This is a genomic window from Kitasatospora dryopteridis, from assembly GCF_050749075.1.
GTDB lineage: Bacteria > Actinomycetota > Actinomycetes > Streptomycetales > Streptomycetaceae > Kitasatospora.
The window spans coordinates 7,364,339-7,382,388 of sequence record NZ_CP192749.1 but is presented as its reverse complement, the minus strand read 5'-3'; the positions used below and the strand labels follow the sequence as shown (position 1 = coordinate 7,382,388).

General features: G+C 71.0%; 21 protein-coding genes and 2 pseudogenes. 10 read left to right on the top strand and 13 right to left on the bottom strand.

Features of this window, described 5'->3' with window-relative positions; genetic code table 11:
• The first annotated feature begins 105 nt into the window (after positions 1–105).
• The gene (locus tag ACQ614_RS33475) at positions 106–360 is read left to right on the top strand and encodes a LapA family protein (protein ID WP_431682801.1); all 255 of its coding nucleotides are present in this window, start codon (positions 106–108) and stop codon (positions 358–360) included.
• Between the two features lie 97 nt (positions 361–457).
• Here the strand turns inward: ACQ614_RS33475 and ACQ614_RS33470 are convergent, their stop codons facing one another.
• Complete coding sequence (locus ACQ614_RS33470) at positions 458–1,219, bottom strand: SDR family NAD(P)-dependent oxidoreductase (protein WP_431682800.1); 762 nt, start codon at positions 1,217–1,219, stop codon at positions 458–460.
• Between the two features lie 212 nt (positions 1,220–1,431).
• On the opposite strand from ACQ614_RS33470, the gene ACQ614_RS33465 reads away from it, so the two are divergent.
• From ACQ614_RS33465 to ACQ614_RS33455, 3 genes are read left to right on the top strand one after another with little or no spacing between them, the layout of a single operon-like run.
• Positions 1,432–1,737 (top strand): GNAT family N-acetyltransferase, encoded by a 306-nt coding sequence (locus ACQ614_RS33465; RefSeq protein ID WP_431682799.1) that lies wholly within the window; start codon positions 1,432–1,434, stop codon positions 1,735–1,737.
• Between the two features lie 23 nt (positions 1,738–1,760).
• Complete coding sequence (locus ACQ614_RS33460) at positions 1,761–2,249, top strand: OsmC family protein (protein ID WP_431682798.1); 489 nt, start codon at positions 1,761–1,763, stop codon at positions 2,247–2,249.
• On the top strand, positions 2,242–3,207 hold the full coding sequence (locus tag ACQ614_RS33455; protein ID WP_431682797.1) for a pirin family protein: 966 nt from the start codon (positions 2,242–2,244) through the stop codon (positions 3,205–3,207). The genes ACQ614_RS33460 and ACQ614_RS33455 overlap by 8 nt, the downstream gene beginning before the upstream one ends.
• 661 nt (positions 3,208–3,868) lie before the next feature.
• On the opposite strand, the gene ACQ614_RS33450 is transcribed toward ACQ614_RS33455, so the two are convergent.
• Genes ACQ614_RS33450 through ACQ614_RS33440 form a run of 3 tightly spaced genes read right to left on the bottom strand, consistent with a single transcriptional unit; the run spans position 3,869 to position 5,432 of the window.
• On the bottom strand, positions 3,869–4,735 hold the full coding sequence (locus ACQ614_RS33450) for an SDR family oxidoreductase (RefSeq protein WP_431682796.1): 867 nt from the start codon (positions 4,733–4,735) through the stop codon (positions 3,869–3,871).
• Positions 4,732–5,247, bottom strand: a complete 516-nt coding sequence (locus ACQ614_RS33445) for an SRPBCC family protein (protein WP_431682795.1) — start codon at positions 5,245–5,247, stop codon at positions 4,732–4,734. The genes ACQ614_RS33450 and ACQ614_RS33445 overlap by 4 nt, the downstream gene beginning before the upstream one ends.
• Positions 5,247–5,432 (bottom strand): hypothetical protein, encoded by a 186-nt coding sequence (locus tag ACQ614_RS33440; RefSeq protein WP_431682794.1) that lies wholly within the window; start codon positions 5,430–5,432, stop codon positions 5,247–5,249. The genes ACQ614_RS33445 and ACQ614_RS33440 overlap by 1 nt, the downstream gene beginning before the upstream one ends.
• Positions 5,433–5,441: 9 nt before the next feature.
• Here ACQ614_RS33440 and ACQ614_RS33435 point away from each other — a divergent pair.
• A pseudogene (locus tag ACQ614_RS33435) lies at positions 5,442–5,839 on the top strand (transposase); the annotation flags it as partial.
• 2 nt (positions 5,840–5,841) lie between these two features.
• Here ACQ614_RS33435 and ACQ614_RS33430 read toward each other — a convergent pair.
• The 6 genes from ACQ614_RS33430 to ACQ614_RS33405 form a co-directional block, all read right to left on the bottom strand.
• On the bottom strand, positions 5,842–6,486 hold the full coding sequence (locus tag ACQ614_RS33430) for an acyl-homoserine-lactone synthase (RefSeq protein WP_431682793.1): 645 nt from the start codon (positions 6,484–6,486) through the stop codon (positions 5,842–5,844).
• Positions 6,487–6,652: 166 nt separating this feature from the next.
• Entirely contained in the window at positions 6,653–7,165 is a 513-nt protein-coding gene (locus ACQ614_RS33425; RefSeq protein WP_431682792.1) for a hypothetical protein, read from the bottom strand.
• 2 nt (positions 7,166–7,167) lie between these two features.
• Positions 7,168–8,328, bottom strand: coding sequence for a molybdopterin-dependent oxidoreductase (locus ACQ614_RS33420; RefSeq protein ID WP_431682791.1), 1,161 nt, complete (start codon positions 8,326–8,328; stop codon positions 7,168–7,170).
• 705 nt (positions 8,329–9,033) lie between these two features.
• Positions 9,034–10,332: an SLC13 family permease gene (locus tag ACQ614_RS33415; RefSeq protein WP_431682790.1), complete on the bottom strand. Its 1,299-nt coding sequence runs from the start codon at positions 10,330–10,332 to the stop codon at positions 9,034–9,036.
• Positions 10,329–10,799 carry a CBS domain-containing protein gene (locus ACQ614_RS33410; protein WP_431682789.1) on the bottom strand — a complete coding sequence of 157 codons (471 nt, stop codon included), beginning with the start codon at positions 10,797–10,799 and terminating at the stop codon, positions 10,329–10,331. The genes ACQ614_RS33415 and ACQ614_RS33410 overlap by 4 nt, the downstream gene beginning before the upstream one ends.
• Positions 10,786–12,090, bottom strand: a complete 1,305-nt coding sequence (locus tag ACQ614_RS33405; protein ID WP_431682787.1) for a cation:proton antiporter — start codon at positions 12,088–12,090, stop codon at positions 10,786–10,788. The genes ACQ614_RS33410 and ACQ614_RS33405 overlap by 14 nt, the downstream gene beginning before the upstream one ends.
• Before the next feature lie 465 nt (positions 12,091–12,555).
• Between ACQ614_RS33405 and ACQ614_RS33400 the strand changes: the two genes are divergently transcribed.
• The 4 genes from ACQ614_RS33400 (at position 12,556) to ACQ614_RS33385 (ending at position 15,139) form a co-directional block, all read left to right on the top strand.
• Positions 12,556–13,044: an STAS domain-containing protein gene (locus tag ACQ614_RS33400; protein ID WP_431682786.1), complete on the top strand. Its 489-nt coding sequence runs from the start codon at positions 12,556–12,558 to the stop codon at positions 13,042–13,044.
• A gap of 595 nt (positions 13,045–13,639) precedes the next feature.
• A complete protein-coding gene (locus ACQ614_RS33395; protein ID WP_431682785.1) occupies positions 13,640–14,215 on the top strand; it encodes a TetR/AcrR family transcriptional regulator in 576 nt (191 codons plus the stop codon).
• 10 nt (positions 14,216–14,225) lie between these two features.
• Positions 14,226–14,513, top strand: a complete 288-nt coding sequence (locus ACQ614_RS33390) for a YciI family protein (RefSeq protein ID WP_431682784.1) — start codon at positions 14,226–14,228, stop codon at positions 14,511–14,513.
• Positions 14,514–14,527: 14 nt separating this feature from the next.
• Positions 14,528–15,139: a DNA-3-methyladenine glycosylase I gene (locus tag ACQ614_RS33385; protein ID WP_431682783.1), complete on the top strand. Its 612-nt coding sequence runs from the start codon at positions 14,528–14,530 to the stop codon at positions 15,137–15,139.
• Between the two features lie 189 nt (positions 15,140–15,328).
• Here the strand turns inward: ACQ614_RS33385 and ACQ614_RS33380 are convergent, their stop codons facing one another.
• The 3 genes and pseudogenes from ACQ614_RS33380 to ACQ614_RS33370 form a co-directional block, all read right to left on the bottom strand.
• Complete coding sequence (locus ACQ614_RS33380) at positions 15,329–15,745, bottom strand: MBL fold metallo-hydrolase (protein WP_431682781.1); 417 nt, start codon at positions 15,743–15,745, stop codon at positions 15,329–15,331.
• A 128-nt stretch (positions 15,746–15,873) separates the two neighbouring features.
• A pseudogene (locus ACQ614_RS33375) lies at positions 15,874–15,957 on the bottom strand (hypothetical protein); the annotation flags it as partial.
• Positions 15,954–16,619, bottom strand: a complete 666-nt coding sequence (locus ACQ614_RS33370) for a hypothetical protein (RefSeq protein ID WP_431682779.1) — start codon at positions 16,617–16,619, stop codon at positions 15,954–15,956. The pseudogene ACQ614_RS33375 and the gene ACQ614_RS33370, both read right to left, overlap by 4 nt.
• 487 nt (positions 16,620–17,106) lie before the next feature.
• On the opposite strand from ACQ614_RS33370, the gene ACQ614_RS33365 reads away from it, so the two are divergent.
• Entirely contained in the window at positions 17,107–17,997 is an 891-nt protein-coding gene (locus ACQ614_RS33365; RefSeq protein ID WP_431682778.1) for an SDR family NAD(P)-dependent oxidoreductase, read from the top strand.
• Positions 17,998–18,050: the final 53 nt, after the last annotated feature.

The following is an 18,050-nucleotide window of genomic DNA, read 5'->3' as shown; positions in this document are numbered from 1 at the left end:
CCTCGCAGCCGACCGGCAGCCCTGCGCCGGGGCACTCAGCGCTCAACCACGGGCCTCGCAGCAGCCGCCCGGGCCGAAACGGGCAAATCGCACGATACTGAAGCCATGTCGCAGAACACCGGAACGCACCAGCCGTCGCACCTCACGGTCAAGGGCCGCCAGGTGCGCCTGCGCACGGTCGGCGTCGGCATCCTCGCCGTCCTCGCCATCTGGTTCATCGCCGTCAACACCAGCTCGGTGACCATCACGCTCTGGGTCTCGGACGTCACCCTCCCGCTGTGGGTCGTCCTGACCGTCACCATCCTGGTCGGCCTGATCATCGGCTACTTCATGGCCCTCCGCCGCGCCTCCCGGAAGTGACCCGGCGCAGCAGCGGCAGTGCACGTCAGGGCGCGCCTTCCGAGGCCGCCCGGGCGCCCCTTGCGGGACACCCGTTCCCTTGAGGGCACGACCCGGGTCAACGACCGAGGACGGCGCCGCCGTTGATACCGATGACCTGGCCGGTGACATAACCCGCCGCCGGGGAGGCGAGGTAGGCGACCGCGGCGGCAACGTCGTCGGGGGTACCGGCCCGGCCGACCAGGGTGTCGGCGACCTTGCCCGCATGGAACTCCGGAGTCCAGCCGGCGCCGAAGATCTCGGTGTCCGCCACATAGCCCGGCGCCAGGACGTTCACCGTGATGCCGTCGGGGCCGAGCTGCCGGGCCAGGCCGAAGGCCCAGCCGTGCAGGGCGGCCTTGGCCGCGGCGTACGAGCCGGCCGAGTGCGGGCCCGCACCGCCGCGCTGGGCGGCGGCGGAGCTGATGACGATCAGCCGCCCGCCGGGACGGCGCAGCTCGCCGCTCAGGGCGGTGGTGAGCAGGACGGCGCTGAGCAGGTTGGTGTCCAGGTCACGCCGCCAGGCCTCGGCAAGCGCGTCGAGGGTTTGGTCGACGGGCGGGGTGATCACCGCCCCGGCGTTGTTGACCAGGACGTCGACCGGCCCCAGGGCGGCGATCGTACGGGCCGCCGCAGCGACCTGGGCGGGGTCGGTGAGGTCGGCGGTGACGGGCACCGCGGCCGGTCCGCCGACGGTACGGGCGATCTCCTCGCAGGCCCGCTCCAGCACCTCGGTCCGGCGCCCGACGACGGCGACCCGGTACCCGCCCGCGGCGAGCTCCCGGGCGATCGCCTTGCCGATGCCCGTCCCGCCACCCGACACCACAGCCAGCTGCTGCACCACTGCTCCCCCATGGTCGACATGTCCCGGGCAAGCCTAGAGCCGACAGGCACCCGACCGCCCCGGGGCTTCCGACGCTCCGCCGGGCCGGCTGCACGGCAGGATCCGGAGCGGTGCGAGCGCCGATGCGGAATACGGTTGATCAACGCTTGGTTTAATCGTAAACTAAATCCGGCCCGCGAGACCCGCGGCCCTACCGAGGAGGCAGACCCATGGCGATTCGCGTGACGGACAATCAGGAGCTCTCCCGCTTCGAGATCTTCGACGACGAGGAGCTCGCGGGCTTCGCCGAGTACCACCGCTACGAGGCCGAGCTCGCCTTCATCCACACCGAGGTCGACCCGAAGTTCGGCGGCCGCGGCCTCGGCGGCAAGCTCGCCCAGGCTGCGCTGGACGCCGCCCGCGAGCAGGGCCTCGCCGTCCTCCCATACTGCCCGTTCATCCGCGGCTGGATCACCAAGCACCCCGACTACGCCGACCTCGTGCCGGCCACCCACCGCGACCGCTTCGGCCTGTGACCGGCCTCCGGCCCGAGGAACTCATGGACACCACCACCGTCACCACCGCCGAGCCGGTCTTCGTCCGCTCCGCTGCGGCCGTCGCCACCAGCACCGGCGAGGACTACCGCGTCGAGATCCGCTCCGGCCACCACAAGCTGGCCGCCGACGAGCCCGAATCGGTCGGCGGCGGCGACACCGCCACCACCCCGATCGGCCTGCTGCTCTCCGCGCTGGGCTCCTGCACCGCCATCACCCTGCGCATGTACGCACAGCGCAAGGGCTGGCCGCTGGAGACCGTCCGGGTGCACCTCGGCTACGAGAAGGGCCCGGACTCGTCCGCCCGCATCACCCGCCGGATCGACCTGCTCGGCGAACTGGACGAGGCGCAGCGCGCCCGCCTGCTCGACATCGCCGACCGCACGCCGGTGACCCGCGCGGTGAGCGGCGGCACGCCGATCGTCGAGCAGCACACGGCCGTCCGCCTGCGGACCGCCCCGATCCAGCCGGAGGAGTCCGACCGCCATGAGTGACCTCGACCTGCGCCCCACCCCCACCGTCGGCGGCGGCAACCGGGCGGAGGGCCCGAAGCGGGACCTGCTGGTGGCGCGCGAGACCGCCCTCGGCGGGTCGACGGTGGTGCGCCGGCTGCTGCCGAGCATGGGGCGGCGGATGGTCGGTGCCTGGTGCTTCGTCGACCACTACGGCCCGGACGACATCGCCGACGAACCCGGCATGCAGGTGCCCCCGCACCCGCACATGGGACTGCAGACCGTCAGCTGGCTCCACCAGGGCGAGGTCCTGCACCGCGACAGCCTCGGCAGCCTGCAGACCGTCCGCCCCCGCGAACTCGGCCTGATGACCTCCGGACGCGCCATCGCCCACTCCGAGGAATCACCCCGCGAACACGCCCGCCTCCTGCACGGCGCCCAGCTCTGGGTCGCCCTCCCCGACACCCACCGCCACACCGACCCCGCCTTCGAACACCACCCCCACCTGCCCGAAGTCAACGCCGCCGGAGGCGGACTCCAGGCGCGGGTCATCCTCGGCGAGCTCGACGGCGCCCGCTCCCCCGGCACCACGTTCACGCCGCTGGTCGGCGCCGACCTCACCCTCCGCGAGGGCACCGAGCACCGGCTGCCCGTCGAGCCGGGCTTCGAGTACGCGGTCCTCACCATGGCCGGACAGACCGAGGTGGACGGCGTCCGCCTGGACCCGGGCTCGATGCTGTACCTCGGCACGGACCGCCGTGAACTGCCCCTGCGCGCCGTCACCGACGGCTCCCTGCTGCTGCTCGGCGGCGAGCCCTTCGAGGAACGGCTCGTCATGTGGTGGAACTTCATCGGCCGATCCGGCGAGGAGATCACCCAGGCGCGGGAGGACTGGGAGAAGGGCGCCCGCTTCGGCGAGGTGCACGGCTACGCCGGTGCCCGACTGCACGCCCCACAGCTGCCCGCTACCCCGTTGAAGCCCCGCGGTCGAGTGCGCTGACCTGCAGAAATAGCCGTCGAGTTACACATTCGATCAAGGATGGCCGGACAAGGCGGAAGGCCCCACGGCGCCGAGCGGCAGAGGTCCCTCGGCGCCATGGCCACTACCTCGCGGACACGCAACTTCCGCAGCACGGATTCTCACGTTCGGGCTGGTGCGACAGGGTCTGAGCGGATCGATGCTGACCTTTTGCTAACTTTCCAGACTACGCATCGTGCACTTGGCTCGCGATCGGCGTTGCCACAGCGGTCGTCGCTTGACGGCCAGAAGGCTCCGAGGCCACCTAATGCGAGGCCCGAGGACGGGTGCCGATCTCGCCACAGTGATGGGCAGCGCTGCTGAGCCAGGCTTGCTCGTGATCGCTCGGAGATGGGGCGACGAGTTGGGCCGCCGCGTTGCCGCTGCTGAGCCGGTCAGGGTGCGAGCAGCGGGAGCGGCGTAGCGGGCGCAACAACGCCGATCGGCGGCCACGAGAGCAATTCGGCGCCGAAGAACACCCGGCTGCTGTGCGCAAGGCGGATCGCGCAGTGGAGCATGTGCCTGGGCCCGCCAGCCGCGGCGAGGGTACGGCGCCGGCCCGGGCCCCGCGTGTCGGCAGCCATGCGCACGGCTGCGACTGCGGGCGGCCGGTCCAGCCACTCGGGAATGCGGTGATGCCGAATCAGCCTGTGAGGAACGGAGTGGCGATGTCGCGCGCAAAGTCGGCGAACCCACGGGCCTCACGACCCGTCAGTTCCCGGAAAGTATCAGTGGTGCGTGAGTTCACGCCCGCTCGGAGGGACTGGAACACGGCCACGATCTGCTCGGCCAGCCAGGCCGGCACACCGCCCTGGGCCAAGCCGGCAAGAGCCGCGTCGTCCGGCACGTCGACGTACTCGATCGCACGGCCCAGGGCAGCGGACAGGTGCTCGGCGACCTCCGTATGAGTGATCGCCGCGGGCCCGGTGATCAGACAGGTCTGCCCGTCATGCCCGCCCGCCGTGAGGACGGCGGCTGCCGCGGCGGCGACATCGCGCGGATCGATCATGGCCACGTGCGCCTCGCCGGCGGGCAGGAAGAACTTTCCGGTCCGGGCGATGGTCCCCGCCGAACCCAGGATGTTCGACATCAGGTAGCTGGACTGAAGGATCACAGCCGGAACGCCGCAGGCGCGCAGGTGCTCTTCGATACGGCCGTGCTGGTCGGCGAACACCGCCGGTGCGCCGACCTTCGCCCCCACTGTGGAGAGCATGACGATCCGCCCCACGTGCTCGGCGGCGGCCGCGTCGATGACGTTCGTCTCGTACTCGACCTGCCGAGGATCGTTGCCGCACATCAGAAAGACACCGTCGACCCCGGGCAGGGCCCGCCGGATCGAGTCGGGTTCGGCGAAGTCTCCGGCCGCGATCTCGACATCGCCGCCGAGGACGACGACGGCTCGATCCGGATCACGCGCGAACGCACGTACGAGGACCCCGCTGTCTCGAAGCTCCGCGACCACCTTCGATCCGATGTTTCCCGTCGCCCCGGTCACCAGGACTCTCGTCATCGCAGGTCACTCCTCATGAGGGTCGGCAGCGTTGCCGCACTGCCAGGACAGCCGGTCAGACCGGCGCGTTCTCCACCCGGTGATCGGGGCCCGGGCCGCTCCACCCAGTGATCGGGGCCCGGGCCGCCGCCTTCGGCGCGTACGGCCAGCCGCTCGACATAGTGGGCCCAGCCCTGCTCGTGGGGCGCGCAGGCCTGCGCCGGGAGGTCGTGGTGGACCAGGCGCAGCAAGGTGCCCTCGCCTTCCGGGCGCAGGGTGATCTCGACGGTGGCGAAGCCGGGTGGGACGGGCGTCTCGCCGGTCTCCCCGCCCCAGGTGAAGACCAAGCGCTTGGGCGAGTCGAGCTCGAGGAAGCGGCCGCCGGTGACGTTGGCCCGGTAGGCGCCGCCGGGCTCGAAGGAGAACTCGCCGTCCTTGCTTATCCAGGAGAGCCAGCGCTCGGCGAAGAAGGAGAACACCGTCTCGGGACGCGCGGCGATCCTCCGCTCGACGGTCACCGGCTCTGCGGTCATCAGGTCGCGCCCTTCTCCTGCGCTGCGCGTTCGGCCTGTTCGGCGAGGTCGGCCAGCGTGTCGAACCTGGCGGCCCACATGGCCTGCAGGTGGTCGACGAGCGGCCCCATGGCCGCTCGGTCGGCCCGGTAGTAGCGCTTGCGGCCTTCCTGGCGCAGCGTAACCAGGCCAGAGTCCCTCAGCACCTTCAGATGCGGCTCGGCCCGCTGCTCGCCCTGGAACCCGCACCCCGGCCGCAGCCGGGCGTGGAGCGGCTGTGGATTGTGGACGGCACCCTCATCCCGGTCCGCGACCGCAGCGTCGGGGCGTCCAGCCGCAGCTACCGGTTCTCGGCGAACGTGCAGGTCGTCATCGACGCGGACACCCGACTCGTGGTGGCCACCGCCCGCCCGGCCCCGGGCAACAGGGCCGACGCCCATGTCTGGCGGGCCTCCGACCTGCCCGCGCAGTGTGCCGGCACCACGGTCCTGGCCGACGGCGCCTACCTGAACACCGGTCCGGTCGTCCCGCACCGCAAACGCGCCCACCGCTCCTCCGCGTCCAGGAGGAGGACAACGCCGAACACCGCCGCGCCCGGGCCCGCGTCGAGCACACCTAATCCGAAGTGAAGACAGTCCGGACCGTCGACCGTCCTTCGTGGAGGGTTCGGGAAGGTCTTCCGTGGCGGACATCTGGAGCACACAGGGCCGACCAAGGCCTCGGCGAAGAGTGGTGCCGTGACGGTGGTGTGTTTCGCGGCGGTCGCATGGGTGTCGGGCTGATGCCTGCGACAACCCCGACCCGCCAGGTCTGTATGAGAGAGCGGCGCGGGCCAGCATCCTCGGGCCACCGCGAAACACACCGCTGATCATGGTTCCGTGGTCGTGGCGCGAGCCCGTTCCGGGGCTGACCCCTTGTTGACCTCCGCGAGCCTTCGAGCTCTGGTGCAGACGGGGGCCCTGGGGCGCGCTGGTGTCGCGAACGGCTACTGAGATGGACGCACAGTCGGCTGATCTCCCAGGTCTGCGGGTCGCAGGGGGCGGGTGCTCCGCGCAGGGCCTGGGGGAAGACGTCGCGCAGCATGTAGGGGCCGGTGGTGGGGAGCATGCGCAGGCTTGCGGTCACCGCGCCGGATTCGGTGTGGCAGCCGATGACATAGACGGGGTCCAGGTCGTCGAAGCTGTCCCGCTCACGGCCGTTTCGGGTCCGCACCTGCCACCGCAGCCGCTCGTGGAAGACGTGGTGCCGCAGGCGGTACATGGCGTCGCGCAGCTCGCCCGGCAGATGGGGGCCGCTGGACGACCGGCGACGATGCGATGCACGGCGGAGATTCCTTGCCTGGCGGGCGCGGTGCGGGTCAGCCGGCCGGGACCGGTTCCTGACCCGGGCGCAGACTCCCGCGTCGGTGAGCCGGTCTGTACGGTGCTCATTCCGGTCCGGACTGGCGCTTGGTGGCGGCTCGGCGCTTGTGTCGGCGCGGGCGGTGGCGGTGTGCTCTGAGCAGTAGACGGGTCGCGAGGACGAGGGCGGAGAGGGTGAAAAGGCCTGCGGTGATCAGCGCCCAGCGCGGCAGGAACACGGATTCGTCCAGGGCCGTGGTGACGGCATAGCCGTCGACGAGGTTCAGGATGAGGGGCAGCCAGACGAGGAGGAGCAGGGCGGAGATGAAGGCGGGGAAGCGCAGGTAGTTGAGGTAGGCCGGGGTCGGGTCGGGTTCGGCGCCGGAGGCCAGCGCGGTCTGTGCGGTGCGGTCGGCGGCCGTGTACAGGGGGAAGAGGACGAGGTCGTGGACGACGGCCGCACCGACGAACCAGACCACGACGAGGAGCGCCTCCTGGTCCAGCATGCGGGTGCCCGCGTACCAGGCCAGGGCGAAGGAGGCGGCGAGGGCGAGCAGGTGCAGGGGGCTGGAGCCGTACCAGCGGCGGAAGCGTCTCACGGTCAGGTCCTGAAGGTCAGGGCGCCGACCCACTTGGTGTTGTGCACCCCGGGGGCGGCGGGAACGATGGTTCGGGCCGGGAACCCGTGGTCCGCGGAGAGGTCTGCACCGTTCACACGCAGCGCGAGCAGCGAGCGTGCGTCGTGGATCTGATTGCGGGCCAGCACCGCTGTGCGGAAGGAGCCCTCGCGCTGGACGGATTCGACCAGCACCGTCGAGGCGTCCGGAGCGCCGGCCAGCGCGGCGAGGGCGGCGAGGGGGACGCCGGTCCACCACTGGTCGTCGGTGGACCACCCCTCGACGCACGCGATCGGCAGGGCGTGAGTCTGCAGTTCCATGGCGAGCAGTTGGTCACGGGTGAGCGTCATGGACCCGGTTGGGCCGATCAGGCGCAGCCGCCAGTCGGATCCGATCTGGTCGGGCGTCACGCCGACGGCACGAGCGGTCTTGTTGATCTGGAAACCGTTGGGTCCGGTGCCCGGGTCCTGGCCTCGTGGGGCGAGCAGCGCGGTACGCCGCCACGGGCCGCCGATGCTCTGCCCGGCCGTCAGTACGAGCAGCGTGACGGATCCGGATCCCGCGAGGGCGAGCGCACCGCGGCGCGACATCGTCGCCCTGGCCGGCCGGGCGGCGACCAGTGCGTCGGGGTCCGGCTCCTCGGGGACGGTGTGCGCGGTGTCCGTGCGCAGCTCGGCCCGCAGGCTGCGCGAGCGCAGCGCGGAGGTCATCCGCGGAAGCTTCAGCGCGACGTGGACGACGAACGCACCCAGGAACACCCAGGCGCCGTAGAAGTGCACCGTGTAGAAGGAGCCGGGGAAGACGTAGTACAGCTGGATGTTGAGGATGCCGGTGACGAACTCGAAGATCGCACCCCCGACGAGCAGCAGGAGCGAGAGCCGCTCCAGGGCGTGCGCCGCCGAGCGTACGGGCGGCCAGACGAAGAGCCGGGGCAGCACCGACCACAGTTTGGCCAGCAGGACGGGCACCAGCACCACGCCGAGGGTGACGTGCACACCTTGGTTGAGGCGGTACAGCCAGACGGGGTCCGTCGGCCAGGTGAAGAGGTAGAACCCGAGGATGCCGTGGTCGGGTGTCTGGTCGTTGCCCCCGCCCAGACGAGGGTTGTACGCGGCGTACGACGCCAGCCCTGTGACGGCCAGCACGGTGATCCCGAACAGCAGGACCAGGCCGAAGACCGCCGTCAGCCACGGTCCCCTGATCGGACTGCGCCAGGCCCCCGGGCGGAACGGTCCCGGCGGCGGCCGCTCGGCCGTCCTCTCCCACGCCCGGCGGGCTGCCGACGCCCGCGCGCGCAGACGCTCCGCAAGTCCCGGGCGCGCGGCCTCGGTGTCGGCGTCGGTACCGCTACCGGCCGGGACTTCCCGGCGGTCTCCCGATGCCGCGCCTTCGCTGGGGCCCGGAACGCCAGGGCCTGGGATGTCCCCCATGCGACCGCCCTTCGTGATTGGCGGCTATGCCGTGTTCCGAGTCGGAGGACGGCCTCCGTCACCGGCCGCCGAAACGGGATGAGCGAGAACTTCCAAGCCGACAGGATCACGGGTCGATGCCCGGCCGGGTGGGGACATGCCGCTCCCGCCCCGAGGATCACCGGAACGGCCACTGGCCGTCCCCCGGCACGCACCGGGCCGCGCACCGGCTACGGCTGCGTCCCCGCCACGACCCGTCCGGCCCGGGGCGCGGCGGCAGCGGTCCCGGTCTGCTGCGCGAGGCCCGCGCCGCTTCCTCCAGCTACCGAGGCGGCCCGGCCGGTACCGGGTCCTCGCCCCGGCCCGGCCCGGGGCGGAGTGCCGCCGGCCGCCCGGGCCGGGCCGCCTCGGCGGGCGGGATTCGTCTGCGCAGGTCATCGCTCAGGCGAGCGCGAAGTAGCGCAGCCACAGGTAGAGGGCGGAGATGGCGATGGTGACGATCGTGACGGGGATGCCGTAGCGGGTGAAGGTCCAGAAGCTGATGGGCTGGCGGTTGCGTTCGGCGATGCCGAGGACGACGACGTTGGCGGAGGCGCCGATGGCGGTGGCGTTGCCGCCGAGATCGGCGCCGAGGGCCAGCGCCCACCACAGCACCATGCCGTGCGGCTCCCCGACGGTCTGCACGAGGTCGGCGGTGATGGGGGCCATGGTCGCGACGTACGGGATGTTGTCGACGATCGCGGACAGCACGGCCGACGCCCAGAGCAGGAGCATCGTGGAGCCGAGCGGTGCTCCGCCGGTGGCATCGGCCAGGGCCCGGGAGACCTCGCCGATGACGCCGGTCTCGATCAGCGCGCCGACCATGATGAACAATCCGGCGAAGAACGCCAGGGTGGGCCACTCGACCTCGGCGAGGACGTCCTTGACCTCGACCTTGGATATGGCGACCAGCAGTCCCGCGCCGAGCAGGGCGACGACCGACGGGGCGTAGTGGACGACCGGGTGCAGGACGAAGCCGGCGAGTACCAGGACCAGCACGGCCAGGCCCTGCGCGAGCAGCTTCGGATCGCGGATGGCCTCGCGCTCGTTGAGGGACATCACCTCGACGGCCCGGTCCTCGTCGTAGCTGAAGGAGCGGCGGAACAGGAACCGGCACATGGCGACCAGCACCGCCGTCAGGACGACGGCGAGCGGGGCGAGGTGGACGAGGAAGTCGTTGAACGTCAGGCCCGAACGGCTGGCGATGATGATGTTCGGAGGGTCGCCCACCAGGGTGGCGATGCCACCCACGTTGGAGGCGAACACCTCGGCGATCAGGAACGGCGCCGCCTTCACCCCGAGCCGCTCGCACACCAGCAGGGTGACGGGTGCGACGAGCAGCACGGTGGTGACGTTGTCGAGCAGTGCGGACGCCGCGGCGGTGATGACCACGAGCATGGCCATCACCCGGAAGGGTCTGGCGCGGCCGCGTTTGACGGCCCAGATGGCCAGGTACTCGAACAGGCCGGTCTTGCGCAGCACGCCGACGATCATCATCATCCCGGCGAGCAGGAAGATGACGTTCCAGTCGATGCCCGAGTCGGTGGAGAAGAACGCGGCCTGGTCGTCGGTGGCCCGGATGGCGAGCATCAGACCGGCGCCGCCGAGGGCGGCGGCGACCCGGTGCACCCACTCGGTGATGATCAGGACGTAGACGGCGGCGAAAACGGCCAGCGCGGCCCAGGCCTGCCAGTTGTTCACGGGTTCCCCAGGAGTCGGTGCAGCAGGTGGGAGGCGGTGATCACGCCGAGCAGTCGTCCGCCGCCGCTGTGACGGTCGGCGGGGCGCTCGACGACGGCGGCCAGAGGACTGCGGTTGCGGGCCATGAGGGCGGCGATCTCCACGGCGGTGTCCTCCGCGTCGGCCACCGCCGGGGCCGGGGAGTCCTTCGGCAGGCACTCGCGCACCCGTAGCCCGGCCAGTGCGGCGGCCAGCCGGTCGGCGTGGGCCTCGTCGATGACGGCAGCCAGCGTCGGGTCCTCCATCACGTAGCCGGGCACCAGAAGGCGCACCAGTTGGGAGGACGGCAGGATCGCCACCGGGGTGTCCGGGCCGTCGACGACCAGGACGCCGGGCAGGCGGTGCTCGGCCAGGAGGCGGGCCGCGTCCAGGGCCTGGTCGTCCAGGCTCACCGTCGGGTACGGCTCGGCCAGGTCACGTGCGCGCATCGGGGTGCTCCTTCAGGAGGGTGTCGGCGCTAGTCCGGGCCGGGATCGCCCCGGTCGGCAGCGGTCGGGGCGTGCCCTGCGGGGCCGCCGTCCGTCCATCCTCGGCGGCGGACGGCAGAGCCGGCTCCTCGACGTCGAAGAGACGGGCGACCGGCACGTCCGAGCTGGAGTGCACGGCTATCGAGACCGCGATGCAGACCGCGATCAGCGTGTACGCCTCCTGGCCCTGCGGGATCCCCGCCTGCAGGACCAGCAGCCCGTACACGACGGAGGCAAAGCCCTTCGGGCCGAACCACGCGGCCACCAGCTGCTCGCGCCGGTCGATCCGGGAGCGGACCAGCGAGATCAGCAGCGACGCTGGGCGGATCAGCAGGATCGCCAGCGCCACCGCCACGTACCCGCCCACCGACAGGTCACCGAACAGCTGCGGGGTCAGCAGCGCGCCGAACACCAGCAGCGCGGCGAACTTGGACAGCTCCGCCAGCGCCTCGCCGAGTGGCTCGAAGGCGTGCCTGGACTCCGGGGAGACGGAGGCGAGGACGGCTCCGGCCGAGAACGCGGCGAGGTAGGGGTTGGCGTGGGTGAGGTGGCAGGCCGCGTAGAGGATCACGCCGGTCGCCAGCGGCAGCAGCGGCTGCAGCTTCGCCTCCGCGCCCAGCACCGGCACTCGCACCAGCAGGGCAACCGCCACGGGCAGCACCACGCCCAGGGCCAGGCCGCCCGCCAGCTCCAGGCCGATCGCCCCGAGCGAGGACTCTGCGGCCGGGGAGGTGGGACCGGCGGCGGCGATCAGCACCAGCACCACGGGCAGCGCCAGGCCGTCGTTCAGCCCCGACTCGACGTTCAGCAGCTGCCGCAGCCGCGCCGGGACCTCCTTGCGTCCCACGATCGCCGAGGCGAACACCGGGTCCGTCGGCGCGAGCACCGCGCCCACCAGGAACGACGTCGTCCAGTCCAGCCCGACCAGGAAGTGCGCCACCACCGCCATACCGACGAACGCCAGCGGCATACCCAGGCCGAGCGCCCGCGCGGGGTTGCGCCACGCCGAACGCAGGGAGGGAAAGGAGACATGCATGCCGTCGGTGAACAGCACCGTGAACAGCGCCAGATCTGCCGTCGCCGCCACGATCGGGCTGTCCGGAGTGACGTGGATCAGCCCGAGGAAGCCGTCGCTGACCAGCGCGCCGGCCACCAGGAACAGCAGCGATGTGGAGAGGACGGAGCGGGCCGCCAGGCCCGAGAGCAGAACCGCGACAAGCAGCGCGGCCCCGAAACATGCGACGAGCACCACGGGAAATACCCCCGGATCGGTGAAGAGCGAAGAGGGCTGTCCCCTTGCTCGCCGACCAGGCTTCCCGGCACTCCACCTCGTACTTTATCCGACCTTTACGGTTTCCTGACAGCCCTTTGACGGCCGAACAGCCGAACGGCCCATCCGAGAACTGTCGCCCCGGCCCTGGCCGGCGCCTTCACTCTCCTCCTGCTGCCACGGGGTATCACCCTCGCTGCCGGCCGCGTACCGGATGGGGCCCGGACCTGGCTGGAGCCCGTACGCCCACGCGGCTGGGGGGCTCCTCCTGCTCTACGCCAACACGCTGCTCAACACGGCCCCCTGCGCCTGGCACGCCGACGGTCACGCGGTCCTGGCCTGCGCCGCCGCAGGGGGCATGTGCGCCGCCTTCGGTGCGCTGCTGTTGATCGTCCCGCCCCGGCGCTTCGCATGTCGTCCACCCAGGGCAGATGCAGGACACCACCGATGAGAGCGCGCAGGCCCGCCCTGGTCCTCGCGGCCGGTATCGCCGCCGTCGCGGGCGTCGTGTCCTGGCTGACCGCTACCGCCTCCAGGCAGCTACGGGTCAAGGTCGCCCTCGTCCTGGGCGGCCCGTTCGTCCTGCGCACCGCCGCCCACGACCTGCTCGGTACGGTTCGCCGTCTGCGCCGCCGTTGGACGCCTGCCACGCGGGTCACGCTCCGCGGCGAGATCGACACCCGCAACGCCGACCGCAACGCCCGTCTCCTGACCGCTGCGGTCAGACACACCAAGGGCACGCTCGACATCGACATGGCCAAGGTCACCCACCTCAGCCACAGCGGCACCACCGCACTCGTCGACGCGCTGCGCGGCGCCCACGCCGTCGGCATCCCGGTCACCGTTCACGGTGCGAACTCCCAGGTTCGCGAGGCCCTGCACGGAGTCGGCCTGGACCGGCTGCTCACCTACCGGAACGGCAGTGCGTCTTCCTGAGCGGAGTGCCGGGGCCATCGCCGGAACCCTCAGCCCACAACTGCTACTGGCGGCCGGTGGCCAACGCGAGCCGTTGGGCACGACGGAGCGGAATGGCGAGCGGGCAGCTCTTTGCTGCACACCCCCGAGTCACCCGAGGAACCCCGGGTGGTCATCGACAAGACCGGGCTCCACCAGGCGGACCGGCTCACGAAGTAACCCGGCAGCAGCAGGCTGGTCCTGGTCGCCCAGCGGGCGCACGGCAGGGTGATCCTGCCCTTCGCCCGTGGTCTCCCCGCCCCCGGGCGCCAGCGCCGTGCTGGACCTGCGTCAACACGGCGGTCGGCTGGGGCAGGTGCGGCAAGGACGACTGGAGCCGCTATCCGCGGGCCTGAATGTGCACCGCCTCTCCGCCGTCGCCGCTAGCCCGGTTCGACGCAGAGACGGGGACCGGGTCTTCGACCAGGCTGCGTCTTCGATGCAAGGTCCGCCCGCGGGGCATCCTGGCCGGCGGCGCGCGAACGCCCTTGACATGACTTAGGACGAGTGTCCTAGACTTCTAGGACACTCGTCCTAAACTTGTGACGCTGGTGAACCGGGCACGGTGAGGAGGAGCATGAACGCGCGAGGCGGGGCAACGCGGGGCCAGATCGTCGACGCGGCCGACCGGCTGTTCTATCAGCAGGGGTACGAGCACACCTCGTTCGCGACGATCGCCGGGGCCGTGGAGATCTCCCGCGGCAACTTCTACCACCACTTCAAGTCGAAGGACCTGATCCTGGATGCGGTGATCGACGCCCGTGTCGCCAACACCCGGCGGATGCTGGAGCAGTGGGAGGCCGAGCACACCGCGCCCGGCGACCGCATCCGCCGGTTCATCGAGATCCTGCTGACCAACCAGGCCGACATCCAGAACTACGGCTGCCCCGTCGGCACCCTGACCAGCGAACTGGCCAAGCTGGACCATGCCGCGCTCGGCGAGGCGAACAGCCTGTTCACCCTCTTCCGAACCTGGCTGCGCGACCAGTTCGCGCTCCTCGGACACACGGCGCAGGCCGACGAACTGGCGATGCACGTGCTCGCGGTCAGCCAGGGCGTCGCCACGCTCGCGAACGCCTTCAAGGACGAGGAGTTCATCCGGCGGGAAGTCCGCCGGATGAACGACTGGCTGAACACCTGCACCACCACCTGAGAGGAACCCGATGTTCATCGTGCTGCTGCGCTTCTCCGCCAACAAGGCCGCCGCCGGCCAGTACATGGACGGCCACCAGCAGTGGATCAAGCAGGGACTGGACGACGGCGTGTTCCTGCTGGTCGGCAGCATCCAGCCAGGGCTCGGCGGCGCCGTCCTCGCGCACGGAGCCTCGAAGGAGGCGCTTCAGGAACGCGTGAACGCCGACCCGTTCGTCGCACACGACGTCGTCGGCGCGGAGATCATCGAGATAGCCCCCGGCATGGCCGACGACCGCCTGAAGTTCCTGCTCCCCTGACCGAGAACTGATCGATGACCACCCCGACGCTCGGCCCGGACGGCAAGCCGCGCTGCCAGTGGAGCGCAGCCGCAGCGGAGTTCCTCGCCTACCACGACACCGAATGGGGTTTTCCGGTTGCCGACGACCGCCGGCTGTTCGAGAAGCTGAGCCTGGAAGGCTTCCAGTCCGGGCTCAGCTGGCGCACGATCCTGGCCAAGCGGGAGAACTTCCGGGCCGCCTTCTCGGGTTTCGACATCTCCCGGGTCGCCCGCTTCGGCGAGCGCGAGGTCGAGCGGCTGTTGCAGGACGCCGGCATCGTCCGCCACCGGGGCAAGATCGAGGCGGTCATCAACAACGCGAAGTGCGCGGAGTCAATGCTCGATCGCGAGGGCTCGCTGGCCGCCTTCGTGTGGCGCTACGAACCCGACCCGGCGGAGCTGCCCGAGCCGCAGACTGCCTCGACCTCGCCGACGTCGATCGCCCTGTCCAAGGATTTGAGGAAGCTGGGCTGGAGGTTCGTCGGACCGACCACCGTCTTCGCCTTCATGCAGGCCATGGGGCTGGTCAACGACCATGCGAGGGACTGTGCGATCCGCCCCCTCGCCGAGCGCGAGCGCGTTGCCTTCGCGCGCCCCGGGCGCTGACGGCCTCCACGTTCCCTGAACGCTCCGGGGCGGAACAGAACGGGCAGACAGTCCGAACCCCGGCCCGGAGCATAGGAATGCGGAGAATCTCGGAGCAGTGATCTCCGCCGGTAGGACCCGCGCTCATGCCGCCGGTTGCTGACGCCGCCGAGGGGCCGTCGCGGCGTCAGGCCCGCGCGGAATGGCTCTTCACTCACTGCGCGTTGCGAGGCGTCCGGCGGCTTCGAGTCGTGCGAGGCTGCCGTGTTCCCGGTCGGCACACTGCCGTACCCGGTCGGGGTCGAGCAGGGTGCCGTGGCCGACGTGGAGCGTGGCGGGGTTGAGGGCGAGCATCCGGCGGAGGCTGACGAGGTTCTGCCGGGGGTTGTCGTGGAAGGGCGGGTTGGCGGGCTTGCCGGGGATCAGGCCCATGAAGGAGTTGGCGATCAGGTCGCCGGCGACGAGGTGGCCGTCGTCGGTGAGGACGGAGACCGATCCGGCGGTGTGGCCGGGGGTGGGCATGACGCGCGCCGCAAGCCCGGAGTCCTCCAGGCTCGTCTCGCCGCGGATGAGCACGGCCGGTTCGAAGGGTTCGGCCTGGGCGTGGAGGTTCTTGTTCCGGTCCATGAGCCGACCCATCGGGCCGGTGGGAAGGTAGGGTTCGCGGACCCGGCCGGAGCGGTACGGTCCGAGGTCGGCGATGTGGCGGCGTCGGTGAGCCGGTGCAGTTCGGCGGCGGAGCCGATGTGATTGATGTGGCCGTGGGTGACGACGATCAGCGAGACGTCGGTGGGGTCGACGCCGTGGGCGGTGTCGTCGGACCGGGCCAACGGCCTCATGATTTCTGCTGCTGTCGCTCGCGGTAGGCCAGAGCGAAGACCGCCAGGATCGCGGCGACGACGCATGCGCACCATACGGAGGCACCGATCGCCACGCTCCGCAGCGGCGTGGCGTCTCCACCTGAGTCGACTTCGAACTCGACGGCGAGGGCCGCGAAGGGTACGAGGCCGGCCATCACGAGGCGGACATTCCCGAATCGATCGCCGAGTGAGTAGACCAGCAGGTACGTGCCGAGACCGATGAGGGCGAACATGCCCACTGTGGCCCAGGATGTCCTGTCGGAGCTGATCGGGGAAGTCTCGCCGGCGGCGCTGAGTTCGACCACATCGCCGTTCCAGACGGAGAGAACGACGGGCGTACCGGCCGGTGCCACTCTGAAGAAGTCCCCGTTGACGTCGTACTTGTCCCTCTTGCCTGACGCCCGCTCCACCCTCACCCAGGCGTCATGGTCCTCACCGGCCATTGAATTCCTCTCCACCACGGCGCCCGGCTCGTGGGCGGTGCAGTCGCTGATCACCGGCGGAGTCGCGGAGTTGTCGCACGGGCGGGCGTGCCGGTGGGAGACTTCGATCTGGTTCAGGACCGGGAACCAGGCCAGCCCGACCGCCGCAAGTAGCAGCCCCGCGAGCGCCATGCCGACGGTTCGCAGCCAACTGGCCACTCCTCGATGAGCACTTCCCTGCTGCCCCATGCCCAGCCCCCTGGATTCGGCCCTCTGCGACCTGCACACATGCTTCTACCCTGCGAGTAGACGCCTAGCCGGATTGCGCGGGCCTACCTGGCCGGCTTGGCCATCAGGGCGATGCACCACGGCGCCGGCCAGCGTGCGAAGGTCGCCCTGAGGCCACGTTGCGGAGCTCAGGCGCCCTCGCTCATGGCCTCGTACGCGGCGATCGTCCGCGAACGGGCAGTCGCACGGCGCCTGGTCGGGGCCGGGTGCGGATCGCCGGCGTGGGGTACGCCGCGGAGGGTGACAGCGAGCAGTTGCCCGACGCGGCGGCGGCCGAACTGCAGATCCTCACCGATGCGATGCGCAGCGCCCAGGAGAGCGCAGGGATCCGGCCGCACAGAAAACGGATAGTCCATCCAGATGTGCTACCGTCCCGCACCAAGCGGATGAACTATCCGAATTTCGAGTGGAGGAACACATGCGAAAGACAGCCGTGGTCACGGCCGGGACGGCCGGCATCGGACTGGAAACGGCACTGGGCCTGGCGGCCGCCGGGTACGCGGTCACCGTGGTCGGCCGCAACCCCGATCGGGGTGCCCGGGCGGTCGAGCGGATCAACGCGGCGAACCCGGCGCATCCCGGCCGGTTCCTTGCCGCCGACCTCGGCTCGCTCGACGAAGTACGCGCGCTCGCCGACCGGATCGCCTCCGACCACGCCGCCTCCGGAGACCCGCTGACCGTGCTGGTCAACAACATCGGGGCGATGTTCCCCCGGCGCGTCGCCCTGGGCGGCATCGAGGCGTCGTTCGTCGTCAACCACCTCTCGCCGTACCTGCTGACGGAGTTGCTGCTGCCCACGCTGACCGCCGGCGCCCCGAGCAGGATCGTGAACGTCACCTCGGGCGCGGCCGGACTCGCCAAGCGCACGTTCGACGCCGTCGAGCCGCGTGGCGGCTACTACGGCTTCCACTGGTACGGCCGCGCCAAGCTCGCCAACCTCGCCTACACGCTCGACCTGGCCGCGCGCCTGGACGGCACCGGCGTTTCGGTCTTCGCGGCCGATCCCGGAGGCGCCGCCACCGACATGACGAAAGGCACCATGACCGACCCGAAGATCGTCTCCCCGGGCCTGCGGCTGCTGTGGCCGCTGGTACGCCGCAAGTTCGAACGCTCGACCTCGGGTCCGGCGTCCGCTGCAGCCAAGCCCTCGATCACCGCCGCCACCAACGAAACCCTGACCGGCCGGACCGGCATCGTCATCGGCGCCGACACCCGCCCCGCGGCACCGTTCCGCCCGGCGACCGACCCCCGCGTCGTCGAAGCCGTGCGCCGCCTCAGCGAACGGCACGCGCCCCTGCCGGCCGCCTGACCGTCTGCACGGCGCGGACAACGGAGACCATCCGGATGGGCCATCCGATTAGC